The sequence below is a fragment of the Amycolatopsis orientalis DSM 40040 = KCTC 9412 genome (assembly GCF_000478275.1).
Lineage (GTDB): Bacteria > Actinomycetota > Actinomycetes > Mycobacteriales > Pseudonocardiaceae > Amycolatopsis > Amycolatopsis orientalis.
In genome coordinates this window covers 54,345-81,311 of record NZ_ASJB01000046.1, presented here as the reverse complement: position 1 = coordinate 81,311, position 26,967 = coordinate 54,345, and the positions used below count along the sequence as shown (strand labels likewise).

29 protein-coding genes are annotated in these 26,967 nt (G+C 68.9%); 10 read left to right on the top strand and 19 right to left on the bottom strand.

Annotation, left to right across the window (positions count from 1 at the left end; all coding sequences use genetic code 11):
- Positions 1-73 precede the first annotated feature (73 nt).
- Genes ribA through L324_RS15330 form a run of 6 tightly spaced genes read right to left on the bottom strand, consistent with a single transcriptional unit; the run spans position 74 to position 4,962 of the window.
- Positions 74-685: a GTP cyclohydrolase II gene (ribA, locus tag L324_RS15355; protein ID WP_037307828.1), complete on the bottom strand. Its 612-nt coding sequence runs from the start codon at positions 683-685 to the stop codon at positions 74-76.
- Complete coding sequence (locus L324_RS15350; protein WP_037307824.1) at positions 682-1,686, bottom strand: lysylphosphatidylglycerol synthase transmembrane domain-containing protein; 1,005 nt, start codon at positions 1,684-1,686, stop codon at positions 682-684. Before L324_RS15350 ends, ribA begins: the two co-directional genes overlap by 4 nt.
- A complete protein-coding gene (locus L324_RS15345; protein WP_037307823.1) occupies positions 1,683-2,501 on the bottom strand; it encodes a methyltransferase domain-containing protein in 819 nt (272 codons plus the stop codon). The genes L324_RS15350 and L324_RS15345 overlap by 4 nt, the downstream gene beginning before the upstream one ends.
- Positions 2,498-3,565, bottom strand: a complete 1,068-nt coding sequence (locus L324_RS15340; RefSeq protein ID WP_037307821.1) for a glycosyltransferase family 4 protein — start codon at positions 3,563-3,565, stop codon at positions 2,498-2,500. Before L324_RS15340 ends, L324_RS15345 begins: the two co-directional genes overlap by 4 nt.
- On the bottom strand, positions 3,562-3,960 hold the full coding sequence (locus tag L324_RS15335; RefSeq protein WP_037307820.1) for a 6-pyruvoyl trahydropterin synthase family protein: 399 nt from the start codon (positions 3,958-3,960) through the stop codon (positions 3,562-3,564). The genes L324_RS15340 and L324_RS15335 overlap by 4 nt, the downstream gene beginning before the upstream one ends.
- A gap of 21 nt (positions 3,961-3,981) precedes the next feature.
- A complete protein-coding gene (locus L324_RS15330; protein ID WP_037307819.1) occupies positions 3,982-4,962 on the bottom strand; it encodes a zinc-dependent alcohol dehydrogenase in 981 nt (326 codons plus the stop codon).
- Positions 4,963-5,022: 60 nt separating this feature from the next.
- On the opposite strand from L324_RS15330, the gene L324_RS15325 reads away from it, so the two are divergent.
- Positions 5,023-5,751 carry a CDP-alcohol phosphatidyltransferase family protein gene (locus L324_RS15325; protein WP_037307818.1) on the top strand — a complete coding sequence of 243 codons (729 nt, stop codon included), beginning with the start codon at positions 5,023-5,025 and terminating at the stop codon, positions 5,749-5,751.
- Here the strand turns inward: L324_RS15325 and L324_RS15320 are convergent, their stop codons facing one another.
- The 4 genes from L324_RS15320 to L324_RS15305 form a co-directional block, all read right to left on the bottom strand.
- Positions 5,752-6,114: a tautomerase family protein gene (locus L324_RS15320; RefSeq protein ID WP_037307816.1), complete on the bottom strand. Its 363-nt coding sequence runs from the start codon at positions 6,112-6,114 to the stop codon at positions 5,752-5,754.
- Between the two features lies 1 nt (position 6,115).
- Positions 6,116-6,679, bottom strand: a complete 564-nt coding sequence (locus L324_RS15315) for a TetR/AcrR family transcriptional regulator (protein WP_173426374.1) — start codon at positions 6,677-6,679, stop codon at positions 6,116-6,118.
- A gap of 155 nt (positions 6,680-6,834) precedes the next feature.
- Positions 6,835-7,419, bottom strand: a complete 585-nt coding sequence (locus tag L324_RS15310) for an Rv1733c family protein (protein WP_037307812.1) — start codon at positions 7,417-7,419, stop codon at positions 6,835-6,837.
- 130 nt (positions 7,420-7,549) lie between these two features.
- Entirely contained in the window at positions 7,550-10,246 is a 2,697-nt protein-coding gene (locus L324_RS15305) for a sensor domain-containing protein (protein WP_235783542.1), read from the bottom strand.
- 35 nt (positions 10,247-10,281) lie between these two features.
- Here L324_RS15305 and L324_RS15300 point away from each other — a divergent pair, with 35 nt between their 5' ends.
- The 3 genes from L324_RS15300 to L324_RS15290 all read left to right on the top strand — a co-directional run bounded on the left by L324_RS15300 (position 10,282) and on the right by L324_RS15290 (position 12,939).
- On the top strand, positions 10,282-11,433 hold the full coding sequence (locus tag L324_RS15300; protein WP_037307806.1) for a beta-ketoacyl synthase N-terminal-like domain-containing protein: 1,152 nt from the start codon (positions 10,282-10,284) through the stop codon (positions 11,431-11,433).
- A 120-nt stretch (positions 11,434-11,553) separates the two neighbouring features.
- Entirely contained in the window at positions 11,554-12,240 is a 687-nt protein-coding gene (locus L324_RS15295; protein ID WP_037307799.1) for a DUF998 domain-containing protein, read from the top strand.
- Positions 12,241-12,306: 66 nt separating this feature from the next.
- Positions 12,307-12,939: an AAA family ATPase gene (locus L324_RS15290; protein WP_037307796.1), complete on the top strand. Its 633-nt coding sequence runs from the start codon at positions 12,307-12,309 to the stop codon at positions 12,937-12,939.
- Positions 12,940-13,308: 369 nt separating this feature from the next.
- On the opposite strand, the gene L324_RS15285 is transcribed toward L324_RS15290, so the two are convergent.
- From L324_RS15285 to L324_RS42805, 5 genes are all read right to left on the bottom strand, one after another.
- Positions 13,309-14,463, bottom strand: a complete 1,155-nt coding sequence (locus L324_RS15285; protein ID WP_037307793.1) for a 4-hydroxybenzoate 3-monooxygenase — start codon at positions 14,461-14,463, stop codon at positions 13,309-13,311.
- 69 nt (positions 14,464-14,532) lie between these two features.
- Complete coding sequence (locus L324_RS15280) at positions 14,533-15,480, bottom strand: DNA polymerase domain-containing protein (RefSeq protein ID WP_037307781.1); 948 nt, start codon at positions 15,478-15,480, stop codon at positions 14,533-14,535.
- Between the two features lie 77 nt (positions 15,481-15,557).
- Complete coding sequence (locus tag L324_RS15275; RefSeq protein WP_037307778.1) at positions 15,558-16,073, bottom strand: lytic polysaccharide monooxygenase auxiliary activity family 9 protein; 516 nt, start codon at positions 16,071-16,073, stop codon at positions 15,558-15,560.
- Between the two features lie 228 nt (positions 16,074-16,301).
- A complete protein-coding gene (locus L324_RS15270; RefSeq protein ID WP_235783544.1) occupies positions 16,302-18,791 on the bottom strand; it encodes a CHAT domain-containing protein in 2,490 nt (829 codons plus the stop codon).
- 212 nt (positions 18,792-19,003) lie between these two features.
- Entirely contained in the window at positions 19,004-19,177 is a 174-nt protein-coding gene (locus L324_RS42805; protein ID WP_161780860.1) for a hypothetical protein, read from the bottom strand.
- A 371-nt stretch (positions 19,178-19,548) separates the two neighbouring features.
- Between L324_RS42805 and L324_RS15265 the strand changes: the two genes are divergently transcribed.
- A complete protein-coding gene (locus L324_RS15265) occupies positions 19,549-20,196 on the top strand; it encodes a hypothetical protein (protein ID WP_037307774.1) in 648 nt (215 codons plus the stop codon).
- Positions 20,099-20,596, top strand: a complete 498-nt coding sequence (locus L324_RS15260) for a hypothetical protein (RefSeq protein WP_037307772.1) — start codon at positions 20,099-20,101, stop codon at positions 20,594-20,596. The genes L324_RS15265 and L324_RS15260 overlap by 98 nt, the downstream gene beginning before the upstream one ends.
- Before the next feature lie 50 nt (positions 20,597-20,646).
- Here L324_RS15260 and L324_RS15255 read toward each other — a convergent pair whose 3' ends face one another.
- The gene (locus L324_RS15255; RefSeq protein ID WP_037307770.1) at positions 20,647-21,105 is read right to left on the bottom strand and encodes a membrane protein; all 459 of its coding nucleotides are present in this window, start codon (positions 21,103-21,105) and stop codon (positions 20,647-20,649) included.
- A 154-nt stretch (positions 21,106-21,259) separates the two neighbouring features.
- On the opposite strand from L324_RS15255, the gene L324_RS15250 reads away from it, so the two are divergent.
- Positions 21,260-22,156, top strand: coding sequence for an ABC transporter ATP-binding protein (locus L324_RS15250; protein WP_037307767.1), 897 nt, complete (start codon positions 21,260-21,262; stop codon positions 22,154-22,156).
- A complete protein-coding gene (locus L324_RS15245; protein ID WP_037307765.1) occupies positions 22,146-22,970 on the top strand; it encodes an ABC transporter permease in 825 nt (274 codons plus the stop codon). The genes L324_RS15250 and L324_RS15245 overlap by 11 nt, the downstream gene beginning before the upstream one ends.
- A gap of 60 nt (positions 22,971-23,030) precedes the next feature.
- Here L324_RS15245 and L324_RS15240 read toward each other — a convergent pair whose 3' ends face one another.
- The 3 genes from L324_RS15240 to L324_RS15230 all read right to left on the bottom strand — a co-directional run bounded on the left by L324_RS15240 (position 23,031) and on the right by L324_RS15230 (position 25,104).
- Positions 23,031-23,888: an oxidoreductase gene (locus L324_RS15240; protein ID WP_037307763.1), complete on the bottom strand. Its 858-nt coding sequence runs from the start codon at positions 23,886-23,888 to the stop codon at positions 23,031-23,033.
- Positions 23,889-23,977: 89 nt separating this feature from the next.
- Complete coding sequence (locus tag L324_RS15235) at positions 23,978-24,661, bottom strand: TetR/AcrR family transcriptional regulator (RefSeq protein WP_037307761.1); 684 nt, start codon at positions 24,659-24,661, stop codon at positions 23,978-23,980.
- 29 nt (positions 24,662-24,690) lie between these two features.
- Positions 24,691-25,104 (bottom strand): PGPGW domain-containing protein, encoded by a 414-nt coding sequence (locus tag L324_RS15230; protein WP_037307758.1) that lies wholly within the window; start codon positions 25,102-25,104, stop codon positions 24,691-24,693.
- A gap of 167 nt (positions 25,105-25,271) precedes the next feature.
- Between L324_RS15230 and L324_RS15225 the strand changes: the two genes are divergently transcribed.
- Together L324_RS15225 and L324_RS15220 are read left to right on the top strand one after the other, a co-directional pair.
- Positions 25,272-26,501, top strand: coding sequence for an MFS transporter (locus L324_RS15225; protein WP_037307755.1), 1,230 nt, complete (start codon positions 25,272-25,274; stop codon positions 26,499-26,501).
- A complete protein-coding gene (locus tag L324_RS15220; RefSeq protein ID WP_037307752.1) occupies positions 26,501-26,839 on the top strand; it encodes a YciI family protein in 339 nt (112 codons plus the stop codon). Before L324_RS15225 ends, L324_RS15220 begins: the two co-directional genes overlap by 1 nt.
- Positions 26,840-26,967: the final 128 nt, after the last annotated feature.

Genomic DNA, 26,967 nt, shown 5'->3' with positions numbered 1-26,967 from the left:
CTGAAGGACGCTTTCGTCGCATCTCATGCGAGGAAAGCGCCCTTCACCGCATGAGATGCGGTGAAGGGCCCCTTCAGCCCACCGGCCCGACGGCGTCCAGATGCGGCAGGAAATGGTGCATCCGCTCCTGTTTCGTCCGCAGGTACCGCAGGTTCTCGTCGTTCGGCGTCACCAGCAGCGGCACCCGCTCGCTGATCCGCAGCCCGTGCCGCTTCAGCTGGTCGACCTTCGTCGGGTTGTTCGACAGCAGCCGCACCGACCGCACCCCGAGGTCGGCCAGGATCTCCGCCGCCGCACGGTAGTCGCGCGCGTCCACCGGCAGCCCGAGCGCGATGTTCGCCTCGACGGTGTCGAGTCCTTCCTCCTGCAGCCGCATCGCCTTCAGCTTCGCGAGCAGGCCGATGCCGCGCCCTTCGTGCCCCTGCGCGTACACGAGGACACCGGCGCCCTCCTCGACGATCGCCCGCAGCGCGGCGGCCAGCTGGTCGCCGCATTCGCAGTGCATCGAGCTGAACACGTCACCGGTCAGGCATTCCGAATGGACCCGCGCCAGCGTGCCGAAGCCCGCGATGTCGCCGTGCACCAACGCCATCTGCTCGGTGCCCTCGGCGTCCAGATAACCGTACGCTCGGAAAACGCCGTAATGAGTCGGCAGTCTCGTCTCCACGACTCTCTCCACGGTCATCGCGTGTCTCCAATCTGTACGGGTGTCCTGACGACGCGGGCCGCGGAGCGCGGTGCGGCAGGCGTGTCGATGCGGTGGGTCTTGAACGAACGGGCGAGCAGCACGCCCGCTCCCGGCAGGGAGGCGACGAGCGCGAGCACGCCGTAGACGACGGCCACGGTGACGCCCTGCGCCGAACCGAGTCCGGCGGCGCCGAACAGCAGCGCGCAGACGCCTTCACGCGGGCCCCAGCCGCCGATGTTCAGCGGCAGCCCCATCGCGAGCAGGGCGAGGATCATCAGCGGAAGCAGGTCACCGACCGGCGCGGTCACCCCGGCCGCCCGCGCGGCGACGACGAACAGGGCGAGATGCCCGGCCAGGGTGGCCAGCGAAAGCAGACTCACCCCGGGCCAGGTCTCTTTGGTCAGCAGGCCCAGCCGGACGTCGGCGAGGCTGACGGCGAATCCGCGCCGCCACTTCGATCCACTGTGGATCCAGCGTTTCCCCGCCGTCATCCCGGTGACGACGGCCGCGAGGGCGAGGACGACGACCGCGATCCCGGCGGCCATGACGACGCCGTCGAGCGGCCGCGGCACCACGGAAGGCGTACCGAGCACGACGGCGACCGAAGCGCCGATCACCACGATCTGCCCCGCCGTCCGCTCCAGCACCACCGCGCGGACACCGCGCGGGACGTCACCGGATTCGCGGCCGTGCTGCACGGCGCGGTTGACGTCGCCGAGCACGCCCGCCGGAAGGACACCGTTGAGGAACAGCGCGCGGTAGTACTCGCCGACGGCGCCCCACACGGACAGCTCGAGGCTGAGCCGCCGCGCGACCAGGCACCAGCGCCAGGCGCTGAACACCGTGGTGGCGAAGCCGATCCCGAGCGCGGCGGCGATACCGCCGGCGTCGACCTCGCGCAGTCCGGCCAAGAACGCCTCGGTGCCCAGTTCCCGGACGAGCACGGCGAGGATGCCGAGCGCGCCGAGGATCCGCAGCCAGGGCCAAAACCGCTTCATGACGGCACCACCAGGAGGTCTTCGTGCCGGATCACCGCGTTCAGCTCGCCCGCCGCGCATTGCGCGAGCCGCCACTGCAGGTAGGCGTCGGCGTCGGGGACCAGTTCGGGCCGCTGCTCGCACGCTGCGCCGACCCAGCCGGTCAGCCATTCCGCGGTGAGCGCGGCCTGATCCGCGCCGAGCCGCCACGGGCTCGGGGCGCGCCGCACGGTGGCGCCGAGCCGTTCGAACACCCCGAACGCGACGTCCACCGCGTCCGGCCCGAGCAGCCACCGGCCGTCGGTCACCCGGCGCTGATGCGCGTTGAAGGCGTCGGAGACCTCGACGTCGAACTTGTCCTTGGGCGACAGCACGACCCGGCCCGAAACGCTCAACGTGAACAGGACCGCGCAGCCCGCCTCGACACACGCCTCCGCCAGCCTGCTCATCTCCTCGGCGGTGAGCAGGTCGAGCAGCGCCGACGCCGCCACCAGCGACGTCCCGGCGAGGTCGGCCGCCCGCAGTTCGGTGATGTCACGCTGTTCGGTGACGACCTCGATCTCGCTTCCGTCGAGCGCGTGCTCCGGACGGCTGGTGCGGGCCAGCGCGTGGGTGAGCAGGTCGGGGTCACGGTCGTGCAGGATCCAGCGCTGGCGCCCGGGCAGCCGCCGGGCCAGCCAGCGGCCGAGCGAACCGGTTCCGCAGCCGAGGTCCCGGATGACGACCTCGTCCTGTGCCCGCAGGAAGGTCCGCACGGGCTCCAGCAACTCCGTCGCGCGGGCCGCTGCGTCGGCGTCCTCGCGCAGCCGCAGCCAGCTGGGGGCGTACTTCGTCATGCCGCCGTCCTTTCGTTCAGCAGCACGGCGGCGACGCCGCGGGCCGTCGCGTCCCAGCCGGTCAGCGTCTCGCGGCGAAGGCGGGCGGAGGCGCGAAGCCGGTCACGCAGTTCAGGTTCGGTGAGCCAGCGGCGCAGGGCCGCGGCCAGCGCGTTGACGTCGTCGCCGGGGACGAGCATCCCGGGCACGCTGCCGTCGGGCGCCTGGCCGAGGGTGTCCGGCAGGGCGTCGACAGCGGTCGCCAGCACGGGAATGCCGTGCGCGAGCGCCTCGGTGACGACCATGCCGTAGGTCTCCGCACGCGAAGGCAGCACGAGGAGGTCTGCCGCGGCGTACGTCGCTTCCAGCTCTTCGCCGGACCGGGGGCCGGTAAGGGTGAACCGGTCGCCGAGGGTGTGCCGCCGCAGGCGCTCGACGTAGCGCGTCTCGCGCCGGATGGCACCGACGCATTCACAGATCCACGGAAGGTCCGAAAGCGACTTGAGCGCGTCCGCGAGCAGGCCCTGTCCCTTGCGCGGGGTCACGTTGGCGACGCAGACCAGATGCGTCCCGGCCAGACTCCCGGACGCGACCTCGGCCTTGTCGACCCCGGGAGGCACCACGTGTACGCGATGCGGGGCGAGCCCGTGATGCTCGATCAGCCGCCGCGCCGCCCATTCGCTGGTCGCGACCACGGCCTCGACCGCGCCGAGCGTCTCCCGCTCCAGCCGGTCGAGTTCGGCGGCGAGCGACGGCGAAAGGCCCGTTTCGTCGGCCAGCGGCAGATGCACCAGCACCGCGATCGACAGCCGCTGCGCCGACGGCACGATCACCTCGGGCACCCCGCAGGCGACCAGCCCGTCGAGCAGGACCGCCGAACCGTCGGGCAGCCCGGCGAGTTTGCGGGCCAGGACCTTGCGCGCCTCGGTGTCAGGCCGCGGCCAGTTCCCACGCACGGCGATCTCGTGGACCTCCACGCCGGTGGCGGCGAGGCCGTCGCACAGGCGGCGGTCGTAGACGTTGCCGCCGCTCGGCGCGCTCAGGTCGTCGATGTCGTTGGGAAGGACGACATGCAGGCCGCTCACAGCGCACGCTCGTAGCTCGCCCACGCGACATGGGACTCGTGCAGCGAGACGGTGATCCCTTCGAGCCCGCGCGCCCCCTCACCGAGGGCGCCCGCGTGGACACGATCGGCGAGCCGGTCGGCGATGACCTTGGCCAGGAACTCGGTCGAGGTGTTGATCCCGGCGAACTCGGGCACGTCGTCGAGGTTGCGGTAGTTCAGATCGGCGAGCACCGCTTTGAGCTCTTCGGTCGCCTTGCCGATGTCGACGACGATGTTGTCGGCGTCCAGTTCGGACCGGCGGAACGTCGCATCCACCACGAAGGTGGCGCCGTGCAGTTTCTGCGCGGGCCCGAAGACCTCGCCGCGGAAGCTGTGGGCCACCATGACGTGGTCGCGGACGGTGATACTGAACAACGGACCTCCCAGATCGTGCCCTTAACGCGTGTCCTCCACCTGATAGGTGACACGGAGGCAGAGCGTTCCCGGTTCATTCGCGGCCAAACGCGGCAGCACGTCCGGCAGTTCATGGAACCTGCATTCCCCGCTGACCAGCACCTCAAAGGCCGGATCGGCCAGAAGACGCAAAGAGATCGCCAAGCGGTCGGCGTAGCTCCGGTTCGCGCGCCGCGCCGGGGAGACCATGCCGACCTGGCTGGAGCGGATCGTCAACCGGCGGGAGTGGAAGTTCTCGCCGAGCGGGACGCTGATCCGGCGGTCGCCGTACCAGCTCAGCTCGATGACCTCGCCCTCCGGCGCGAGCAGTTCCAGTGCCCGCGCGAGCCCGGACTCGCTCGCGCTGGCGTGCACGACTAGGTCGCAGTCGCCCAGCGCGTCCTCCGGTGTCGAGAAGTCGACACCGAGCGCTTCGGCGATCTTCGCGCGCTCCGGGTCGACGTCGATCAGCTGCACCCGGGTCGCCGGGAAACCGGCAAGCAGTTTCGCGACGCTTCCGCCGACCATGCCGGCACCGATCACGGCGATCCGGTCGCCGAGTTTCGGCGCGGCGTCCCAGACGGCGTTGACCGCGGTCTCGACCGTCCCGGCGAGGATCGCGCGCTCCGGCGGCACCCCGCGCGGCACCGGCGTGACGGCCGACGCGGGGACGACGTAGCGGGTCTGATGCGGATAGAGACAGAACACGACCTGGCCGACCAGTTCGGCCGGACCTTGTTCGACGACGCCCACATTGAGGTAGCCGTACTTCACGGGCCCGGGGAAGTCGCCTTCCTGGAACGGCGCGCGCATGGCCTCGCGCTGGCTCGCCGGGACCTCGCCGCGGAAGACGAGCGTCTCGGTGCCCCGGCTGACACCGGTGCACAGGGTGCGGACCAGCACGTCGCCGTCGCCGACCGGAGGGAGCGTGACCGGCCTCAGCTCGCCGCCACCGGAACCACTGAACCAGAAGGCGCGTTCCATCGTGTCCTCTCATGTCGGACCTCGAAAACGGGGTCGTCGTCACCATAACGAGGAGGCCTCGTGATCAACCCCGGAGTTTTCCTGGGGGTCCTCGTCCAGCTGGCCCTTCTCGGCGGACTGGACGCCGTCGTCGGACTGGGCCCGCTGGGCTGGATCGCCGGATCGGTCTACGGCGTCGCCGTCGGCGGATTCCTGACCTACGGCCTGAACCGGAGCACCGCGCGCTCCCTCGGCCCGGCCGACGCCGTCACGCTCGGCCGCTCCGCGCTGGTCGGCTGCGTGACCGCGCTCGTCGTCGACACCGCGGGCCGGGAGATCGCCGCGATGGTCGTCATCGCCTCGGTGGCGCTGGCGCTGGACGCCGTCGACGGCCAGGTCGCCCGCCGCACCGGCACGGTGTCACCGCTCGGCGCGCGTTTCGACATGGAGGTCGACGCGTATCTGATCCTGATCCTGAGCGTCACCGTCGCGCAGTCACTGGGACCGTGGGTCCTCACGATCGGCGCGATGCGGTACGTCTTCGTCGCCGCGAGCCGGTTGTGGCCGTGGCTGAACAACCCGCTGCCGTCGAGCATGGCGCGGAAGACGGTCGCGGCCGTGCAGGGCATCGTGCTGGTCATGGCGGCCTCGACGCTCTTGCCGCTGTGGACCGCCTACGCCGTCACGCTGGGCGCACTGGGCCTGCTGACCTGGTCTTTCGGGCGCGACACGTGGTGGCTGCTGGAGCAGCACGCCTTCAGTACCGCTCCTGTCGAACCCCGCCGGCGCGTGACGGCTGACGTCGCGTGATCACGCGTATTGCGCTTCGCCGTTCCCGAACGACCAGTTGACCAGATCGGTCTCGGTGATCGTGACGAGCACGTTCCGCGGCTCCGTCCCCGAGTACTCCTCCGCGAGTTCCGCGATACGCCGGTACAGCGACTTCTTCTGCACGTCGGTCCGGCCCGGCCGCATGGTGATCGCGACGAACACGACCCCTTCGTCCCGGTGGATCCCCAGGTAGTCATCGTATTTCAAGGTGCTCCGGCCGTTGAGGACCTGGAAGCGGTCGTCGGCCGGGATGCCGAGCGTCTCGACCATCGCGTCGTGGACGGCGTTGCCGAGGGCTTCGAGCTTGTCGGTCCCGATGGCGTCGATGCGGACGAAGGGCATGTCAGTTCTCCTTGGTGGTGAGGAGCCCGAGAGCCCCTTCGACGGCTTTCGCGAAAACGTCCGGCGAGCCCGCGGCGCGGGCGAGGACGTAACCGCCCTGCAGGACCGCGACCAGCGCGGTCGCCGTGGCGGCGGGGTCGAGGGACCGGTCGAGTTCGCCGACCGCGCGGCCCTCGTCGAGCAGTTCGGCGAGACGGCCGGTGAGCCAGCCGAAGGTCTCCTCGACCGGCCTTCGCAGGTCCGGATCCGCCATCACGTCCGGATCCTGGGTGAGCTTGCCGACCGGGCAGCCCTTGAGCACGTCACGCTCGCGGCGCAGGTAGACGGCGATCCGCTCGACGACCGTGCCGGGTCCGGCGAACTCGGCTTCCGCCTTGACCCGCAGGTCGTCGGCGTTGCGGCCGATCGCGGCCAGCGCGAGTTCGGATTTGCCCTGGAAGTGGTGGTACATGCTGCCCTGGCCGGCGCCGGAGCGCTCCTGGATCGCCTTCGGGCTGGTGCCGACGTACCCGCGCTCCCACAGAAGTTCGCGAGTGCTCTCGATGAGCCGTTCCCTCTTGTCCACGCTGACACCGTACATACTAGTAGGTACAGAGACAACCCTCCCCGCTCGCGTTTAGCCCGCTAATTGCGAGTGCCCCCGCCGCGTCGCGTTTAGCCCGCTAACTGCGAACGTCCCGGGAGGTCGCGTTTAGCCCGCTAAAGGCGACGAGAGGGCACTCAGGAGCGCGTCCAGTCCTGCCCGACCCGTTCCCACTCGCGATCCCAGGCCGCGCGCCGCGCCCGGTCCAGCAGGTGGCGCGCGAGCAGATACCCCGCCGCCAGCAGCGTCACCGCGATCAGCCAGACCCCCACCCCGACACCGACTCCCGTACTGGTCGCGTCAGCGGGAGTCACCGGCGGAGCGACGAGGGCGTCGGACTCGTCGAGCCACACCGTCACGCCTTCGCCCGCCGAAGCACCGAGATCGGCGGTGACGGGCGCTTCGCGAAAGGTCCCATCCGGCAATGCCCAGCGAGCCGCCACCTCGGCGGTCTGGGTCGAGGGGGTCCCGTCGACGCCGAAGTGGGCCGGAGGAGCGTCTTCGAGCAGGAACGCCGTCGTCGAATGACGCCCGGCCATTTCGAGCGCCGAGCGCGCCATCGCGCTCGCGTAGGCCTCCGAACCGGCGGCCGCGGCCAGCGGGACGCCGAGCAGCGCCGCCGCGACACCGCCGACGAGGATCGCCGCTTCGATCCGGTCCCAGACCCTGGCGAGCGGGTTCCGGCCGAGGTGGATCCGGCGCCACAGGAACACCAGCGACATGACGCGCCTCCTTACCCGGTTCCCCACCGACAAGACTGCGCCGCGAAGACCGGGAGGAACAGGAGGCTTTGGTCCTGTCAGCGGCGAGGAACGTTCTCACCGGGGACCACGTGCGCGGACGGCGCCCGGTTCACCGCACGACGTGTTCGTACGCGGACTTCAGGTCCCCCACCGGACCCGGCGGGGCCACCAGCGGCCCCTTCGCCCAATCGCAGCCGAGTTCGTGCAGCACCTTCAATTGCCGCTCGGTCTCGACCCCTTCGGCGACCACCACGAGATCGACCGCGTGCGCCATCGCCATGATTCCGGCGACGATCGGCTCGGCATCGCTCGACCTTCCGAGATCGGCCACGAAAGAGCGGTCGATTTCGATCACGTTGAGATCGAGACGGCACAACTGCGCCAGTGAGGAATACCCGGCGCCGAACCGTTCCGCGGTGACCTTGACCCCGGTCTTCCGCAGCGCGTCGACGGCGTCGGCCGCGTCTTTCAGCGCCGTTTCGTCGACGTCGAGACTGAGATCCTGCGGTCCCAGCCCCGCTTCGTCCAAAGTGGTCTGGACCAATTGCAGTAGCGTGGGATCGCCCAATTGGCGCACCGAAAGACTCACATTCACATTACAGTGCACATCATGATCGGCACGCCATCGGGAGATCTCGCCGGCGGCTTTGGCAAGAACCTCCGCACCGATGATCGTCAGAAGATCGCCGTCGTCGGCGATCTCGACCAATTCCGCCGGATCGATCGGTCCCCGAACAGGATGATCCCAGCGGGACTTCGCCTTCACCGCGACCATGTCGCCGGTCCGCAAATCCACGACGGGCTGATAAACGGTCTCGATCAGGCCTTCCGCGACCGCGTTCCGCAGATCCTGTTCGAGAATGAAACGATCCTGGACCCGTTCCCGCATGATCGGCGCATAGAACGCATATCGGCCGGGTCCGAATGTCTTCGCCTGGTACATCGCCAAATCGGCGTCTTCCAGCAATTCATCGGCGGTGCGGGTATCACCGGGTTCGGCGAGCACTATTCCGATGCTCGTATTGATATGCAGTTCCCGGCCGTGCACGGTCAGCGACTCGGCGAGCCGCCGCTGGAGATGGTCGGCCAGCGCCCGCACCTCCGCGGCTTCGGTATAACCGGTGGTGATGACCAGGAACTCGTCCCCGCCGAGCCGTCCGACCAGGTCCGAGTGCCCGGCGGCGGCCCGCAGCCGCTCGCCGATGATGCGCAGCACCTGGTCGCCGACGGTATGACCGAGCGAATCGTTGATGATCTTGAACTTGTCGAGGTCGATGAACAGCACCGTCGTGGTGAGCGCCGGATCGGCGATCGTCCGCCGCAGATGGTTCAGCGCGAGCGTGCGGTTCGCCAGCCTGGTCAGCGGGTCATGGGTCGCCTCGTAGGCCAGCCGCTCGCTGATCGCCCGCCGTTCGGTGATGTCGGCGAACGACGTCAGCACCGAAGGCACGCTCTGCCCCGGCGCCATCAGCGGACCGGACGTCAGCGAAAGCCACCGGTGCGCGCCGTCCCGCCGCCGCACCTGCACGACCCGCCCCGTCTCGACCTTCCCGGAACGCCGCACCCGCGCGGACGGCAGATCGTCGACCGGCACCGGGACACCCCGCTCGTCGTGCAACCGCAGCGTCCGGCTCTCCAGGCCGATCAGCGACCCCTCCGGCACGCCGGAGATCCGGTGCGCGGCGGAGTTCGCCAGCTCGATCCGCCCGCTCGGGCCGACCACCAGCACACCTTCGTCGAGCGTTTCGACGACGGTCGCGAATTCGGCTTCGGCCCGGCGCTGCGCGGTCTCGTCGGCGCACAGGAGCACGTAACCGTCGAACATCTCGGCCGCCGAGACGCGCACCGCCAGCGCGGTGCCGTCGGCGCTGAAATGCGTCGCCTGCACGACGCCGCCCGCCGCGACGACCTCCCGCGGGTCCATCGGCGCGCCGACGACCTCCGACACCGGAACCCCGATGACCTCGTCGAGTTCGTGCCCGTAGACCGCTTCGGCCGCCGGATTCCAGCTCGTCACCAGTCCGTCGGGCGAGGTCGCGATGATCGCGTCACTGGCGTGGCCGACCAGCGCGGCCTGGAACCGCAGGCCGGCTTCGGCGGCCTTCTGCGTGCTCAGGTCGCGCATGATCACCTGGTAGGCGGGTTTGCCCTCCCACGTGGTGAGCACCGCCTGGGATTCGACGGTGACCTTGCCGCCGCCGAGGGTCAGCAGCGTCATCTCGGTCGGCTCGCTGAACGAACCGGGCGCGGCCAGCGACCCGATCCGGGCGAGCAGCGCGTCCTGCGAGCCGGTGTCGACCATGTCCGTGATGTGCAGGCCGACGAGTTCGGTCGACACCGAGGCGCCGACGAACCGCATCGCGGCCGAGTTGACGAACACGACCTTGCCGCGCTGATGGACACAGATGCCGTACGGACTCGCTTCGACCATCGTGAGGTATTGCGTACCCAAAGTCCCGCCGTCGGAATTTTGCTCCAAAAGGCGGTACCCCTGGCTCAGAAAAGCGAGAGCCGGGTCACCACGATGATCCCTCTCGGTGGACAGCTCGGTCAGCAGACGGACGAGCGACGCGTGCCGGGAGGTCGTCCCGACCGGCGGGCCGGATACGCCAACCGTGCAGGTCGTGGCGCCGTTCGCTGGCGAGGAATCCTGATCCGAGGGCCGGCGGGTGTCGGGAGTCCCACCGTCGAGATCGTCAGGATCCATGTGATCCAAACCCCCTACTCGACTGATGTAGCTTCCGATTAGATCACTAAATCGACGTAGCCGTCCTCCTCGGCCAGCCGATCGGTGCGGCTTTTCCACCCCAGCGTTGACGGAATGTAGTTGAAGGGAAACACGTGCGGAGCAAAACCGACATCTGCGGCATCGGAGCCGTAACCGCCTACGGCTGGGGGCGCGAATCACTCTGGCAGGGCCTCGCGAGCGGCCTCCCCGGCGCCCAGCTCGTCGACGGGTTCGGCGAGACCCGCGAACTGCCCGGTTGGGTCGGCCACATCCCCGAGGGCGGCAGACCGAGGGACGGGAGCCTGCATTGCCGCGCGCTGCTCGCGGCGGCACGGGAAGCGATCGAGGACGCCGGGGCGAACGGCTGGACACCCGGCCGCCGGGTCGGGCTCATCTACGGCGGCGTCCGCGACGACATGCGCACCTGGGACGGTTTCCACGCCCTCGGGGAACGGCTCGCGTACCGGCGCGAGTTCATCGGCATGATGCCGTCGACGCCGATCACCTCGCTGATGGCCGAATTCGGCTTCCACGGCCCGTCGATGACCGCATCCGCGATGTGCGCGACCGGCAACGCCGCGGTGCTCACCGCGAAGATGTGGCTGGACGCGGGGATGGCCGACGACGTCGTGGTGGTCACCACCGATCTGTCCGCGACCCGGCAGGTCGTCCGGCATTTCGTGCACTGCGGCGTCGCGGTCACCGACGTGCCGCCGCTCGACGCGTGCCGCCCTTTCCAAGAGGGCACAAGGGGTTTCACCTTCTCCGAGGCGTCGATCGCGGTGGTGATGACCCGGCAGAAGACGGACTCGTACGCCACCGTGCTCGGCGGCGCCATGACGCACGAGGCGCACAACGCGATGGCACTCGACCCCGATCCGTCGACCGCCATCGCGGCGGTGACCGAGGCACTGGAGAACGCGAACGCCGACGCGGCGGACGTCCGGTACGTGAACGCGCACGGAACCGGCACGAAACTCTGCCATCGCACGGAAGCCCAGATCCTCGAAGCGGTCTTCCCGGGCAGTACCGAGATCTTCTCGATCAAACCGCTGACCGGGCACAGCCAGTCGGGCAGCGCGCTGACCGAGATCGTGACGACCTGCCTCGCGGCGCGGCGTGACCTCATCCCGGCGCCGAAACCGGTGGCGGACGGGCATCCGCAGCTGATGGACGGACCGTCGCGGCCGGAAAGCGGGCTCACCGTCAAGACGTCGATCGGGATGGGCGGCTACGTCACCGCCGTCGTACTGGACGCCGCCTAGCCGACGTCCAACCGACCAATTCGATAACACACGGTCTCAACGTCGTCACGAACCGTCATTGTGCGTGGTCCGGTGGGTGATACTCCCCGGTAGCGACACGCACTGAGCACGGAGGCGGCCATGAGCCCGAGAACGGCGTCCGACACGTTCGTCCACAACTACCTGTTCTTGCGGCGTGCCATAGGTTTCCTCGGGGTCGGACTGCCTTTCGTGCTCGTCTTCGGGAAACTGGTCGTCGACGGTGGCGGGCTGCTCAACTCGATCAGCGGGTACTATTACTCGGGAATGCGCGACGTCTGGGTCGGCACCATGTGCGCCATCGGCGTCTTCCTGTTGTCCTACCGGGGTTACGGCCGGGTCGACGACATCGCGGGCAATATCGCGGCGGTGGCCGCGGTCGGGGTGGCGCTCTTCCCGACGACACCGGCGAACGGCGACCGCGCGGACGAGATCATCGGCATGCTGCACCTGGCCTTCGCCGCGGTCTTCTTCCTGGTACTGGCGTTCTTCTGCATCGTGCTGTTCACCAAGTCGGACAAGGCGATCCCCGGCCCCCGCAAACCCGAGCGGAACCGGCTGTACGTCACCTCCGGCGTGATCATGCTGGTGTGCCTGGCGTTGATCGTGCTCTGCGGGCTGTTCTTCGACGACGTGACGAAGTCGCTCTACCCGGCGCTGTGGCTGGAGTCCATCGCGATCCTCGCGTTCGGCGTTGCCTGGCTCACCAAGGGCGGGACGCTGCTGCCCGACAAGACCGCCGACGTCCCCGGGGTGCCGAGCGTGCCCGCGCCGTTGCCGGAGGCCTGACCTGGGCTTCGACCGCGCACCAGAAGGTAAAGGAACCTTTGCCATTCCCCGGGTCGTTGTCGCCTTATGACAGAGCGCATCGCACTCCAGCTCGGGCGCCGCGATCTCCTCGTGGTCGCGGGGATCCCCGGGGCGGGCAAGACCACGCTGCTGTCCCGGGCGGCGACCGGCGCGATGCCGGTGCTCGATTCCGACCAGGTCCGCGGCAGACTGCGCGAGCGGCTGCCCTCGGCGTTGCCGTACCGGTGCTACCGGCCGCTCGTCCACCTGTGGCACCGCGCGCGCGTCATCGGGTTCGCGCTGGCGGACGGCGGCCCGCTGATCGTGCACGAGCCGTCGACCCGGGCGACGACGCGCGGGCTGCTGGCCCTGCTCGGCCTGCTGAGCCGCCGCCCGGTCCGGCTGCTGTGGCTCGACGTGACGCCGGAGGAGGCCCGCGCGGGCCAAGTCGCGCGCGGACGGGTCATCCGGCGGCACTCGTTCGCCCGCCACGTCAGAAGGGCCGGGAAACTGCGCCGCGAACTGCGCGCCGGCTGGGTACCGGCGGGCTGGTCCAGCGCACGCATGGTGACCCGTGAGGTGAGCGGGGCGCTGAGCTTCGTCGCTGAGGAGGAGCCCGTGAGAAGCACCCGGCCCTCAGGCGACGTCCGGCTCGTCCCCGTCGAGCGGACGACCGCGTCCACAGTGCGCGCAAGTTGACGGCTCCTGTCCCCCGGGTTCGGGTTCTTCCGAAGGACCGGGACCGTTCGGCTGCGGACACGGATTCCATGGCCCCCAGCGAATGCGTACCGGCATCGTCGTCACCGCGGTCGCGGGAAGCCGGCTTGTGCGGGAAAGCCGGTGAATTCGGGGAAACGGGAAAGCTGCGACGCCATCATGCGAGCTCCGTCCGCCGTACCGCCCGAGGCGGGAACCTCGGGCCTCTGCACCGAGATACGGACGTGATGATCCGCCGGTTCATTCGGCCGCCGAGAAAGTCGCCGCGGTCCAGGTGGTCGTGAGTGGCAAGTGTCGTTAGAACGACACTTGCCACTCACGACCCGCTGGACCGAAGTCGGCGCGGAAGGGTCAGATGCCCACGTAGTTCTCGGCGAAGAAGTCCTGATGCGCCCGCGAGACCCGCAGGCTCTCCAGCCGCGCGTCCCGCAGGGCCCGCTGGAACAGGGCCTCGTCGCCGTATCCTGCCGGGCTGTGCAGCAGGTTGATCATCCAGTGCGAGAACTCCTGCGCCCGCCAGATCCGCGGCAGGCACTCCGCCGAATAGCGGTCGAGGGCCGTCGTGTCCCGTTTCTCGAAGGCGGTGACCAAGGCACGGCCGAGGATCTCGGCCTCCATCAGCGCGAGGTTCGCGCCTTTCGCCGCGGACGGGCTGATCAGGCTCGCCGCGTCGCCCGCGAGGAACAGGTTCCCACGCTGGATCGTGTCCATCACCCGTGAGGACAGGTCCACGATCCGGCGTTCGATGACGGGGCCGCGTTTGAGCTCGCCGTAACGTTCGGCGCCCATCCGCAGCCGCAGTTCGTCCCAGATCCGGTCGTCCGTCCAGGCTTCCGGATCTTCACCGCGCGGGACCTCGAGGTAATAACGCGTCACCGTCGGAGTCCTCGCCATATGCCCGGCGAACCCGCGTTCGTGGAGCGCGTAGCCGATCGCGGACATACTGGGCGGGGCCTCGGCGAGGATCGCGAGCCACGAGATCTCGTGGTCCCGCCGGAAGATCCGCGCGGGCACGGATCTCCGCGAGACACCGTGCTGACCGTCGCACCCGGCGATGTACCTGGCACGCAAGAGAAGATCATCGGCGATGACGGTGGCGTCCGTCCCCGATACCGAGGACACCTCGGCCTCGAACCTGATCTCCCCGCCGCGGGCGAGGAATTCCGCGATCAGGTCGGTGACCAGGAACTGTTGCGGGTAAACGGTGTGCACTTCACCGTTGCCGAGTTCGCCGTACTTGAGCTCGAATTCCGTCCGCTCATTACGGAAGGCGCAGGTGTCGTGCTCGGCACCGTTGCGGAGCAGCCCGTCGGCGAGTCCGTTCTCGGTGAGCACGCGGACACTGTTCGCGGCCAGAAACCCGGCCCTGGCCCGGTTTTCGACATGCGCCCGGCTTCGCCGCTCCAGGATCAGGCACTCGATCCCGGCCGCGCGCAACAGATTCCCCAGTACGAGCCCGGCCGGGCCCGCGCCCGTGATCAGTACGTCAGCGTCGTTCTTTCCCACGAAAGCCCCCAGTACCTTCGCCGCCCCATGCGGTCCAAGGTACACAAAACACCTTCGTACGGTGGGCGTTCAGCCCTTCTGGGCACGCATTCGTGCCCGTCGTTTCCCTTCGTGCATCGCCACCACCCGGGCGACCGGAATCGTGTGCCCCTGCGCGACGAGGTCGGCGGGCAGTGCCTGCGGATCGGGCATCACCTCGGCCCAGGGATCCTTGCCGTCCAACAGGGCGGGCGCGGTACGGACGGTGAAATCGGCGGGGACGACGTTCTCGAGGTCGTCCCACGCGACGGGGAACGACACCGGCATCCCCGGCCGCAACCGCGGGCTGTACGCCGCCGCGACGGTGTTGCCGCCTGCCCGCGTGGAATCGAGGTACACCTTCCCCTCGCGGTCTTCCACGATGTACGCGGTCGTCGCGACCGACGGGTCGACGGCCTCCGCGCGAGCGGCGAGCGCGCGGGTCGCGGCCGCGACGTCGTCGAAACCCTGTCCCGGTACCAGCGGGACGAAAATGTGCACTCCCTTGGAACCACTGGTCTTCACCGCTCCGGCGAGACCGCAGTCGGCGAGTGCCTGCCGCACCAGTCCGGCGGCCTTCACGACGTGTGCGAAGTCGTCGCCGGGTGGCGGGTCGAGGTCGAGGACGAGATGGGTCGGGCCCGTGTCGTCGCTCGCGCGCATCAACGTCGGGTGATATTCGACGGCGCGCTGGTTCGCGAACCACAGGAGCGTGCGGCGATCGTCGCAGAGCGCGTAGGAAACCTGCCGTTTCGAGGTCTCGGCCCACATCTCGTGCCGCTTCACCCAGTCCGGCGTGTACTTGGGCAGGTTCTTCTGCATGAACGGGCCCTGGCCGCGCAGGATGCGGATCACCGACAACGGCCGGTCTTCCAGCACCGGGAGGATGTGGCCGGCGACGGCGTCCAGGTAGTCCACCAGGTCGCGTTTGGTGGCGCCCTCGAACAACGGCTGGTCGAGGTTGGTCAGCTTGACCCCGTCGCGCTCGTCATCGCTCATGGGGTGAGCCTGGCACAAAAAGTCTCGTGAGTGGTAGAGACGGTTCTAACCGTCATTACCACTCACGAGCCCCACTCTCAGCTGATGTTGGCGTCGATACAGGCGTAGAACGCGTTCGCCGTGTCGTAGACGTTCCAGCGGGCAAGGATCTTGTGCCGCCCGCTCTGCTGCAGGTTCACGCTGTGCGTGACCGTCGCACCCGGCTGCGCGCCGTTGTCGTTGATGGTCGCGACCTTGGCACCGTCGACGAAGTACTCCCAGGTGCTGGTGCGGTGGCGAGCCGTCAGCGTCCACCGGAACGAGGTGGTGCGGCCGAGGGAATGCACCTTCCAGCCCTTGCTGTCGTCGTTGAGATCCGCGAACCGGCCGACTCCGCCGTTACAGCTCATGAGCCCCTTGGGGCCCTCGACACTTTGCGGTTCCCATTTGATATCACCGCAGGAAACGGTGTTCTGCGCGCATTGCGCCTGCCTGCTCGCGGGTGAGGAGACATAGCCGTGCGCACTGGCTGTTCCCGCCGGAATCGCGACCAGCACGGCAGGAACCATCGCCGCACCTGCCGCCAGGGTCAGAAGCCTTCGTTTGAAGCTCATGCATACCCCTTTCGACACCCACCGCTGACCCGGTGGCAGAACCGTCCACGAACCAGCGGTTCTGGGGCCACAGCGAGCGAAAACCAATGACGGTTGGGACCACATCCGCCGAAGCGCCAAGCAGGCGAATGTGGTCTAGACCATAATTGGTTCAGACGACTCGGTCAAGAGTAACCAACCGGGCGCTTCGCCCGGTGAAGATCGAACAGGGGTTGTCAAGGCGCGCGATCAGCCCGCGCCCAAACAGACGAACGGTCGCCGGAACGGGTCAACCGCGATGGTGTCCGCCAAGGCCGTCGCCGGTCCGGCTCCTTCGGCGAGCCTGCGGTGGTAGTCGTCCATCGCCGCCGCGGCGGCCTCGTCACCGACTCGGCTCAACGGCGCGATCACCGTCCGCGAACCGCTGGCGAGCAACGCGCTGGCGAAACCGAGGACCTCGTCACCGGGCCGGATCCGGTTCAGCGCCAGTTCGCACGCCGCGAAGACGACCTGCGACGGTGGCTGCGCGAGCCCGGCCATCTCGTGCGCGAAGAGCGCCCCGTCGGCCAATTCCAGCCTCGAGAACAACGCGTTCTCCGGTTCGTGCGCGCCGTGCGCGGCGATATGCGCGAGCTTCGCGCCGTCCAGCGCGTGCAGGACGGACTTCACCGTCGCCTCGGCCCCGGTCAGCGTATGCGCTGTCCGGTAATGCGTCGCGAGCTTCTCCAGCTCTCCCCTGCTCCCCACCAGCCCGGGACCGCGCACGAGGACGACCTTCCGCGCGCGTGACAGCGCCGAGTGCTCCGCCCCCAGCCACGCCGTCGCCGACGGAGCGACGACGATCGGCCGTGACCGCAGCGAGGGCAGGACACCCCACGGGACGGCGTAGAGCGGACCGGTCGGCACGACGACCAGACCGCGGTCGCCGAGCAGCCCGGCCAGCGGCCGGATCAACTGGGCGTCCAGCCGTTCCGCCTGTTTCCGGGCCGAACCGAGCACCGACCGGACGAGCGGGGCGGGCAGCTGATCCGGCGCGAGCGCGTTGAGGTCGACGTTCAGCATGCGCGCGGATTCCGCCGCCAGCGCCGCCGAACCGAGTCGCACCAGTTCGCACCGTCCGCCGGTGACGACCATCGCCACCAGCTCGTCCCCGGAGGACGCGAAACTCACCAGCGCGCGTTCGCCCAGCTCGTCCGCCACCTCGGCGAGCCCGGCGACCGGCCGCGGCCTGCCCCAGCGTCCGGTGTGCCAGCCGAGCCGGTGCGCCTCACGCAAGCGCTCGGCGTGCTTCGCGCGCAAAGCCGCCGTCGGATGCCCTTCGTGCTGCGCCTGGTGGATCGCCTGATCGAGCCCCCGGACCTCGGCGACCCGCTCGGCGAGATCCGGATCGGTCGCCGCCACGGGTTCGTACCGGTGACTCTGCGCGCGGGTCCGCTCCGTCCAGCCGAACAGCCGGGCCGCGTCGGCACGCTCCAGCACGATCTTGACCGCCAGATCCGCCAGCTCCCGGCCGTGCAACGCCGTCCCGGAAACGAGTTCGATGCCGCCCATCCGATCGCGGACGCGGTCGAGTTCGGTGAGCCCGGCCCGGATCTCGGCCAGCGCCTTGGTCTTGTTCCCTTCGGCCACCGCGAGTTCCGCGCGGCAAAGCCGTCGCAGCATCCGGTAATCGACGGACGTGAGCCGACCCGGCCGCGGAATCCGCGCCAGCAGGTCGGCCGCGCGCTTCCGTTTCCCCTTCCGCAATTCGACCCGGACGGCCAGCATGCGCGCCAGCGCGGCCTGATCGGCCAGCCGCGGCATCGGCATCGCGTTCGCCGCGCGCAGCGCGCGAGCGGTCAACGTGAGCGGGATTTCGTTGGTACGCAAGGCATCTCGCACATCCGCGCGAAGGCCGACGATGGTCGCGTTGGCGACACAGGTCTGGCATCCCCACCGGAGCATCCTGCGCCGCGCGGACGCGGCGTACCGCCGGGCGAGTTCGAGGTCGTCACCGAGCAGCGCCGCGGACGCCCGGTACAACTCCGCGTACCCCAGCTCACGGGTGGTGCTGCTCTGTGCGTGCATGACCTCCAGTACCTCATCGAGATGCCGGCCCGCCTCGTCCGCCAGTCCGGCGGCGAGCAGTGCTTGGGCCTGGTCGAGCCGCAGAAGCGGATGCACCTCGACGTCCAGGGCCTGGTAGATCCGTTCGCTTTCCTCGTACAGGCGAAGGGCGGCGGGAACATTCCCGATCCTCAGTTCGAGTGAACCGAGCGGTCGCCGGACATCGGCCGCCTGCAATCGCAGTTCGTACTTCTCCGCGATGTCCATCGCCCGGGACAGATCCTCACGGGCCCTGCGAACATCACCCAACCGCGTATAGGCGAGCCCGCGAGTGATCATCGTTCCCAGATAGGGATGAAGGACGGGAACCGGATCGGGAGCCGAAGCGAGAACGAATTCCTTGCTGTCGATCGAGGCATCGAAATAGGCGATACCGTCCTCGTTCCGGCCCACCGCCATGAGCAGCAGCCCGTAGTTGTGGTCGATGGCGCCGCGGAGTTCCGCACGGAGGGCGCGATCGCCGACCTCGGTGAGGAGCGAGCGCACCTCGTCCAGTTCGGCCAGGCCGTCGGCGACCGCACCACCGGTTTCCGTGCCGAGCGCGACGAGTGAGTTCGTGAGGCGGATCCGCGCGGCCAGCCACTCCGACCGGTCGCCTTCGACGGCGGATTCCACCGAGTCGAGTACCGACATGCCCCGGTGGAGCAGCTTCAAGCCCTCACGCGGCCGTGCCGAGCAGACCGCGTCGACCCCGGCCCGCTGCAGGGCGCGGGCCTGTCGGATGGCTTCGGCCACCCCGAGTTCCGTTACAACCACTGATCTATGACAGCACAGTCCGTAGCCGAACGACCGCCGCCCGCCGGGGAATACCCCGACGGGCGGACCGAGGCCATCGGCTCACGCGATCAGGGCGTCGGGGGCGGCGTCTGGATGCAGCCGCCGGCGCAGTCGAAGAAACGGTCCCGGTTGTGCTCACAGTCGGGACTGTGCTGGTGTTCACCCTGGTCGGGCTTGGGTCCGGCCGGGTCGACCGGCTCCTCCTCGCCGATGGGGTCCTTGACGTCCGTAGGCGTCGACATCTGTCGATCTCCTCCCCTGATGATCTTTCATTTGCCGTGCCAGGCGACCCCATCGCGCCGGGTCCCCTCCGATCGCAGGCCCTCTTCCTGCGAATGGGGCAATAGTGCCACAACGGAGCAATGATCGGGAGTTTTTACCTACACTGAGTCATCGGCGGCACCCGAAAGAGGGACGCCTAGTTAGCGGGCCTCACGACTTAGCCCGGATGGCCGTACTCCTTGCCGGGCTGACGGCGAATCGAGGTCATTCCACTGCGCCATCCGGCCTAAGATCCAAAAGTTCTTGTGCCACAAGGGTTTCCGGAGATGAACGCAGGGGCATCCACGGCCTGTCGGGGGTTGACCGGCAAATATCCGGAGGAGAGATAACGATGCCCACGTGGTTGGTCATCATCATCGTCATCGCCGCCGTCCTGGTGGTGGGCGCGGCCGCCTGGTTCGTCGTCGCCGAGCAACGCAGGCGGCGCTTGCGTGAGACGTTCGGGCCCGAATACGACCGGGCCGTCAAGGAACACGAGAGTCCGCGGGAGGCGGAACGCGACCTTTCGTCGCGCATGAAACGTCATTCGGATCTCGACATCCGCCCGCTGCCGCAGACCACAAAGGACCGGTACGCGCAGGAATGGGCGCTGATCCAGGAACAGTTCGTCGATCGCCCGTCCGGCGCCGTCGTCGAGGCGGACCGGGTACTGGTCTCCCTGATGGCCGAGCGCGGTTACCCGACAGAGGGGTACGACCAGCAGCTCGCGGATCTCTCCGTCCGGCACGCGAACGCGATACGGCACTACCGCGCCGGGCACGACACGCTGGAGCGTCATCGGGAATCCGAAATGTCCACAGAGGACATGCGTGAAGCGATGAAGCATTACCGCGTGGTGTTCGAAGATCTGTTGACCGACGGTGGCGAAGGAGCGGAAACTCATGGAAAGCAGGCCTCTGGAAACCGAGGGAACGGAACCGCGGACCACGGAACACGTCGCGGGGACGACGGATCGGCTCGACGAGGATCGGACCGCTGACGACCGCGGTGGCCTCGACACCGGAAACGACGCCCGGGACGAGGGTCAGGCGCTGAGCACCGAGGACCTGGTGGCCGCCGAACCCGAGTCCACCACGGAAAGCGCCACCACAGAGTCCACTGAGGACGACGGTGAGCACACGTTGTTCGACGACACCGATGTCGAGCGCTTCCGTGACAGCTGGCAAGGCATCCAGACGGCCTTCGTGGACGATCCGCGCCGGGCGGTCAAGGAGGCCGACGAACTGGTCGCCGTCGTGATCCAGAACCTGGCCTCGACGTTCGCCGACCACAAGAAGGAACTGGAATCCGCGTGGAGCCAGGGCGAACCGGCCACCGAGGACCTCCGGATCGCGCTGCGCCGCTACCGGTCGTTCTTCAACCAGCTGCTGAGGGCGTAACAGCACAAAGCCTCGTGAGTGGTAATGACGGTTAGAACCGTCATTACCACTCACGAGCTTGTGGACGACCCCGGACGCACGATCATCAGCACCGTCACCACGGCCCAGAGCAGATTGAACATCCCGGTGTACATCGCCACCCGTCCGGCCGTCACCGGTTCCGACGGCGGTTCGGCGTCCAGCGCGGCGAGGATCGCGTTCTGCCCCGGCAAGACCAGCAACGCCAGGACACCGGCGGCCGCGGCGGTGAGGACGATCGACACGAGCACCCACGCGTCACCGAAGACCCGCATACTGCCCGCCGTCGCCAGCCCGAAGAACGGCACCGCGATGCCGACGACGGCGTAGACCCGGCAGATCCGGTTCAGCGCGCGCAACACGGACAGCCCGGAACCCGGTTCGGTGAAAGCGCGGCGCGCGGCGGCCGGGAACATGCTCGCCGCCACGGTGACCGGCCCGATCGCGATGACGGCGGCGAGCACATGCAGGATCAAGAGGACTTTCGACACGCTGCCGAGCCTAAGATCATCACCGGCCTGCCCGGTACCGGTGTTTTCGACAGATATCACAGGATTCCGGCCATCGGCTACGTCCGCTGACGTACGCGAAGTGCCGCTTGGGAACGGATGTGCCGACGCCTCGCGGCGGACACCATTCGTCACCATGACCATTCCCGTGGACACAGACGAACTCACGAAACGGTACGGCGAGCATCTCGCCGTCGACCGGATGAACCTGACCGTGCTTCCCGGTGAGATCTACGGCTTCCTCGGCCCGAACGGCGCCGGCAAGACGACCACATTGCGGATGTTGCTGGGTCTCGTACGGCCGACCTCCGGCGAGGTTCGGCTGTTCGGCAGGCCGCCCGGCGAACTAGACGGGGTCGGAGCGCTGATCGAATCGCCGGGTTTCTACCCGTATCTGTCCGGTTCGGACAATCTGAAGGTGCTGGCCCGGTACAGCGGAACGGATCCGCTCCGCGTCGGCGAAGTACTCGCGCTGGTCGATCTGGCCGATCGCGGCAAAGACCGGTATTCGACCTATTCGCTCGGTATGAAGCAGCGACTCGGTGTCGCGGCGGCGCTGCTGAAGGATCCCCGGCTGCTGATCCTCGACGAGCCGACCAACGGGCTCGACCCGGCGGGGATGGCCGACATGCGCGTGCTGATCCGGCGGCTCGGCGCGGAGGGCTGCACCGTGCTGCTGTCGAGTCATCTGCTGGGCGAGGTCCAGCAGATCTGCGATCGCGTCGGCGTCGTCTCGCACGGCAGGCTGGTCGCGGAGAACACGGTGGCCGAACTCCGCGGCGGCACGGTGCTGCACGTCGAGGTGGACGAGGTCACGCGGGCCGCCGAGCTGGCGAAGCGCTGGATCGGCGGGGAGAACGTGGCCGCGAGCGGGACCGGGCTCGACCTGACCGTCGACCCGGATCGCGCGTCGTGGCTGAACCGCGAACTCGTCACGGAAGGGATCGCGGTGCGCGAACTGCGGGTCCGCGAACGGGATCTGGAACAGGTGTTCTTCGAGCTCACCGGAGAGGTGGCGGATCATGTGGGGTAGCTGCACGGCCGAACTGGCGAAGCTCGTCCGGCGTCCGGCGAACTGGTTCCTGCTGGGGATCGCGGTCGTCCTCGGCCTCACGTTCACCTATCTGCTGCCACTCGCGGGCGCGGCCGGCTCGTCGAGCGGCGCCCCGGGCACGGATCGCGGGCTGGCCGCGACCCTGCCGTCGAACCTCGTCGGCAACTCGATCGGCGGGCTCCCGGTGTTCCTCGGCGCGATCCTGCTCGTACTCGGCGTGCTGGCCGTCGGCACCGAATACGGCTGGGGCACCTGGAAGACCGTGCTGACACAGGGTCCTTCACGACTGACCGTCTACAGTGGAAAGTTGTTCGCACTGGCCGTCGCGACCCTCACCGTCGTGCTGACGAGCTTCGCGACCGGCACGATCACGAGCGCGCTCATCGCCTCCTCGGAAGGCGAGCCGATGGACTGGCCGTCGCCCGGCTCGCTGGTGACCGGGATCGGGGCGGGCTGGCTGATCGCGATGACCTGGGCGGTGCTCGGCGCGGCGCTCGCCATCGCGATGCGCGGGGTGGCGCTGCCGATCGGGCTCGGCCTGGTGTGGCTGCTCGTCGTCCAGAACCTGCTGTTCGGCGTCGCGGCCCCGCTACTGGACTGGGTCGACACGCTCCAGCTGGCCCTTCCCGGGGCCAACGCCGGTTCGCTGGCCGCGTCGCTCGGCGCCTCGGGTGCGACGCCGGGGGTCGGGGAACTCGTCGGCATCCCCCAGGCGACGCTGGTGGTGGCCGGATATCTGGTGGCCTTCGCCGCCCTCGGCGGCTGGCTGCTGCGGCGCCGGGATGTCCTCTGAATACACGTGAAGGCCCCCTTCCCTCGACTCAGCCGAGGAAAGGGGGCCTTCACGCGGGGATCAGGCGAGGGCGTCGAGGTCCGCGATGACGTCCTTGGGCAGTTCCAGGTCCGCGGCGGCGATGTTCTCGCGGAGGTGTTGCAGCGAGGACGTACCCGGGATCAGCAGGATGTTCGGCGACCGCTGGAGCAGCCACGCGAGCGCGACCTGCATCGGAGTCGCGTCGACGCGGCGGGCGCAGTCGTCGAGCACGCCGGACTGCAGAGGCGTGAACCCGCCGAGCGGGAAGTACGGCACGAACGGGACGCTGATGGCCGCGAGGGCGTCGAGCAGGCCGTCGTTGGCGCGCTGCGCGACGTTGTACTCGTTCTGCACGCAGACGACCGGCGCGATGGCGCGCGCTTCCTTGACCTGCTCCGCCGAGACGTGGCTGAGGCCGAGGTGTCGGATCAGCCCCTGCTGCTGAAGCTCGGCGAGCACCTCGAACGGCTCGGTGATCGAAACCGGGATCGGGAATTCACCGTGCGCGCCCGCGAGCCGCAGGTTGACGACGTCGAGCACGTCGACGCCGAGGTTGCGCAGGTTGTCGTGGACCGCGGAGGTCAGCTCCTCACGCGAAAGCGCTGAAGGCCAGCCTTTGTCCGGAGTCCGCTTCGCGCCGACCTTCGTGACGATGTGCAGGTTCTCCGGGTAGGGGTGCAGCGCCTCGCGGATCAGCTCGTTGACCGTGTGCGGGCCGTAGAAGTCGCTGGTGTCGATGTGGGTCACGCCCAGTTCGACCGCCTCGCGAAGGACGGCGATGGCGGTTTCGCGGTCACTCGGGGGTCCCCAGATACCGGGGCCCGACAGCCGCATGGCGCCGTAGCCCATCCGGCTCACCGTGAGATCGCCGAGGGTGAGAGTGCCGCCTGGGCTCATGATCGCTCCTTGTGCAAAGTGGGTCCCCGCCTCACCTTAGGCAGGGTCGGCCGCCGGGGCGCGCCCGGGAAGGGAGCAAGGGACCTTTGCTATCGCCGAGGGCTCTGACCTGCGCGAACAGTCAGCCCGACCAGCTGGTTCGCCAGTCCTTCGGTCAACCCGTCGACGAACATCTCGCGACCGGCGGGCGCACCCCGTTCGGCCAGGACGGTCGCCACTGCCTCGCCCGGGTTCGCGTAGGGCCACAGACCGGCGACGAGGATGAAGACGGCCTTCGCGAAGTGTCCGGCCGCGTCGGCGTCCAACGGGAGCTGGCCGCGGACGACGTCCGCGAGCCGTCCGGTCCGTTCGGCCGCCCTGGTCTTGAACGTCCGGGCGGTCTCCACGGAGATGTTGCGTTCGAGCACGGCGGCCATCGTGCTGATCAGCTCGCACAGCAGACGCTGCCGCGAGATCGACGTCGCGATCACGGTCGCGACGCGCACTTCGCGCTCGTAACCAGGCTTCGCGTCGCGAGGAGCGCCTAACTCCCCTTCAAGTTCGTCAAGCCACGCGACCCAGGTCGAGTCGAGGACTTCCAGGAAGATCGCCTCGCGGCTGTCGAAGTACCGGAGCACGTTCGACTTCGCCAGGCCGACACGATCACTCAGTTCCCGCAGGCTGATCTGGGAAACGGGCCGCTCGGCCAGGAGTTCGCGCGCCACCCCGAGAATCGCCGTGCGCCGGGCCGCCACCTGCTCCGGCCGCCGGGCGCGAAGGAATTCGGGGGCCACGCGCCGCACGGTACCAGACCACCCGGCTGTTATTCGGCCTTCGCCGCCCGCCGGTCCTGCACCCGCTTGTAGCTCCAGATCAGCAGCGCGAACAGGATGATCCCGGACAGGATCAGGCTCGATCCGGTGCTCCAGCCGCCGAGCGGCAGACCGGGCACCAGCCACCACACGACCCCTGCGGCCAGCAGGCCCAGCCCGGCCAGCACCGAACCGGCGATGCGCAGCGGCGACGAAACGCTGTCTTCGGCCGCCTTCATCGCCCTGTCGCGGATGGGGTCGACGTACTTCTCCACTACCGGGAACTCCGACGCCAGCACGAGCAGCCCCGCGAGCACGAGCAGCAGCCCCGGCCCGGGCAGCACCAGCAGCGCGATGCCGACCAGCAGGAGAATGACGCCCGCGATCAGGATCAGCACCTGCTTCACGGGTTTTCCGATACCCACCGTTTTCTCCTCGCCGTCGTTCCTGCCCCCGATTGTGCCGGGCGCGCCGCGAACGCGCTGGTCCTGCCCGGGTGACGGCCGGTTCGAAAACTTTTCCCCGGACCTGTCTGTTTCCCGCGAAGCCGTTCGTCGGGGTGGTGAACCACCCACCAAGGACGGAGGACCGCATGCATCCCGACCCGCGCCGATGGCGAGCGCTGGCCCTGCTCTGCACGGCCAACTTCATGGTCATCCTGGACTCGCAGATCGTCGTGCTCGCGGTGCCGTCGATCGAGCGGGACCTCGGTTTCGCCGGCGGCGGGACGCATTGGGTCCTCAGCGCGTACCTGCTGAGCTTCGGACTTCTGCTCCTGCCGGGCGGCCGCGCCGCGGACCTGCTCGGCCGCCGCCGGACGTTCTCGGCGGGCACGGCGCTGTTCCTGCTCTCCTCGCTGCTGTGCGGGCTGGCCTGGAGCGACGACGTGCTGATCGCCGCCCGCGTCCTGCAGGGCGTTTCGGCCGCGTTGATGGCGCCGAGCGCGTTGTCGCTGGTGATGACGACGTTCACCGACGACGGCGAGCGCACCAAGGCGCTCGCCGCGTGGTCCGGGGTCGGCGGCTTCGGTGCCACGGCGGCGCTGCTCATCGGCGGCACGGTGACCCGGGCGTTCGGCTGGGAATGGGTGTTCTTCCTGAACATCCCGGTGGCGCTGATCCTGCTCGTGGCCACGCCCGCGCTGCTGGAGGAGAGCCGTGACGCCTCCCGGCGCGGCGCGCCGCTGGTCCCGCTGCGGATCTTCTCGTCACGGATGCTCACCGGCGGGAACCTGGTGATGCTCACCAGCGCGATGGGCGCGTTCGGTGTCTCGTTCCTGATTTCGCGCTACGCCCAAGAGGTGCTCGGCTATTCGCCATTGCTGTTCGGCGTCGCGACCGCGGTGCTGCCGGTGATGGCGGTAGTCGGAGCCTATGGCGGGCAGGCGCTGATCCCGAAGATCGGCGTCCGGGGGCTGGCGGCCGCGGGCACGGTGCTGCTGGGCGCCGGTTGCCTGACGCTGACCGGTGTCTCACCGGACGGTGCCTATCTGACGGATCTGCTGCCCGGCCTCGCCGCCTTCGGGCTCGGGCTAGGCGCGGCCACGGTCGCCGCGCCGATGGCCGCGCTGGGCGGTGTCGACGCCGGGGACACCGGGCTCGCGTCCGGTATCACCACCGCCGCCTTCCAACTCGGCGGCGCGCTCGGCGTCTCGGTAGTCTCGGCCGTATCGGCGGCCGTCACCGGCACCGCGACGTCCTCGGAAGCCGTGACCGGCGGCTTCCGCGCGGGATTCGCGGTCGCCGCCTGCTTCGCGGCGTTGGGGCTGGCGATCGCCCTTTCGGCGCTGCGCCCCGGAAAAGCACTCGTGATGGAGGACTGATGCGCTACATGTTGCTGATCTGCGGGACCCCGGTTTCCGGCGCGGACGGCTGCGACGACCCACTGGACGAGACGAAGGCGTGGGTCGAGGAGATGACCGCTCGCGGGGTGCGGCTCTCCGGCAACAGGCTGCGGTCGACCGCCACCGCGACCACGGTTCGCCGCCGCGACGGCGAACTGCTCGTGTCGGACGGGCCGTTCGCGGAGACGAAGGAGCAGATTCTCGGCTACGACCTGATCGAATGCGCCGACCTCGACGAGGCCATCGAGGTCGCGTCGAAGCACCCGGTCACGAAGGTCGCGACGATCGAGATCCGGCCGATCTGGCCGGCCCCCTGAACCTCGCCACCCCGCTCCGCCTCGTGAGTGGTAATGACGGTTCTAACCCTCATTACCACTCACGAGCGAGGTGACCCGCCGCCTACTCGAGCAGCGCCGACGCCCATCTCACGAGAGCAAAGGTCCCT

What these genes read in the sequence shown, in the direction of transcription:
- L324_RS15265 (WP_037307774.1), top strand. Translation starts at nt 19,549, where the DNA reads ATGCCCACGTGGTTGGTCATCATCATCGTCATCGCCGCCGTCCTGGTG.
- L324_RS15275 (WP_037307778.1), bottom strand. Translation starts at nt 16,073, where the DNA reads ATGAGCTTCAAACGAAGGCTTCTGACCCTGGCGGCAGGTGCGGCGATG.
- L324_RS42805 (WP_161780860.1), bottom strand. Translation starts at nt 19,177, where the DNA reads ATGTCGACGCCTACGGACGTCAAGGACCCCATCGGCGAGGAGGAGCCG.
- L324_RS15240 (WP_037307763.1), bottom strand. Translation starts at nt 23,888, where the DNA reads ATGAGCCCAGGCGGCACTCTCACCCTCGGCGATCTCACGGTGAGCCGG.
- L324_RS15295 (WP_037307799.1), top strand. Translation starts at nt 11,554, where the DNA reads ATGAGCCCGAGAACGGCGTCCGACACGTTCGTCCACAACTACCTGTTC.
- L324_RS15350 (WP_037307824.1), bottom strand. Translation starts at nt 1,686, where the DNA reads ATGAAGCGGTTTTGGCCCTGGCTGCGGATCCTCGGCGCGCTCGGCATC.
- L324_RS15280 (WP_037307781.1), bottom strand. Translation starts at nt 15,480, where the DNA reads ATGAGCGATGACGAGCGCGACGGGGTCAAGCTGACCAACCTCGACCAG.
- L324_RS15290 (WP_037307796.1), top strand. Translation starts at nt 12,307, where the DNA reads ATGACAGAGCGCATCGCACTCCAGCTCGGGCGCCGCGATCTCCTCGTG.
- L324_RS15310 (WP_037307812.1), bottom strand. Translation starts at nt 7,419, where the DNA reads ATGTCGCTGGTGTTCCTGTGGCGCCGGATCCACCTCGGCCGGAACCCG.
- L324_RS15250 (WP_037307767.1), top strand. Translation starts at nt 21,260, where the DNA reads ATGACCATTCCCGTGGACACAGACGAACTCACGAAACGGTACGGCGAG.
- L324_RS15330 (WP_037307819.1), bottom strand. Translation starts at nt 4,962, where the DNA reads ATGGAACGCGCCTTCTGGTTCAGTGGTTCCGGTGGCGGCGAGCTGAGG.
- L324_RS15345 (WP_037307823.1), bottom strand. Translation starts at nt 2,501, where the DNA reads ATGACGAAGTACGCCCCCAGCTGGCTGCGGCTGCGCGAGGACGCCGAC.
- L324_RS15225 (WP_037307755.1), top strand. Translation starts at nt 25,272, where the DNA reads ATGCATCCCGACCCGCGCCGATGGCGAGCGCTGGCCCTGCTCTGCACG.
- L324_RS15320 (WP_037307816.1), bottom strand. Translation starts at nt 6,114, where the DNA reads ATGCCCTTCGTCCGCATCGACGCCATCGGGACCGACAAGCTCGAAGCC.
- L324_RS15245 (WP_037307765.1), top strand. Translation starts at nt 22,146, where the DNA reads ATGTGGGGTAGCTGCACGGCCGAACTGGCGAAGCTCGTCCGGCGTCCG.
- L324_RS15270 (WP_235783544.1), bottom strand. Translation starts at nt 18,791, where the DNA reads ATGTCGGTACTCGACTCGGTGGAATCCGCCGTCGAAGGCGACCGGTCG.
- L324_RS15260 (WP_037307772.1), top strand. Translation starts at nt 20,099, where the DNA reads ATGGAAAGCAGGCCTCTGGAAACCGAGGGAACGGAACCGCGGACCACG.
- L324_RS15220 (WP_037307752.1), top strand. Translation starts at nt 26,501, where the DNA reads ATGCGCTACATGTTGCTGATCTGCGGGACCCCGGTTTCCGGCGCGGAC.
- ribA (WP_037307828.1), bottom strand. Translation starts at nt 685, where the DNA reads ATGACCGTGGAGAGAGTCGTGGAGACGAGACTGCCGACTCATTACGGC.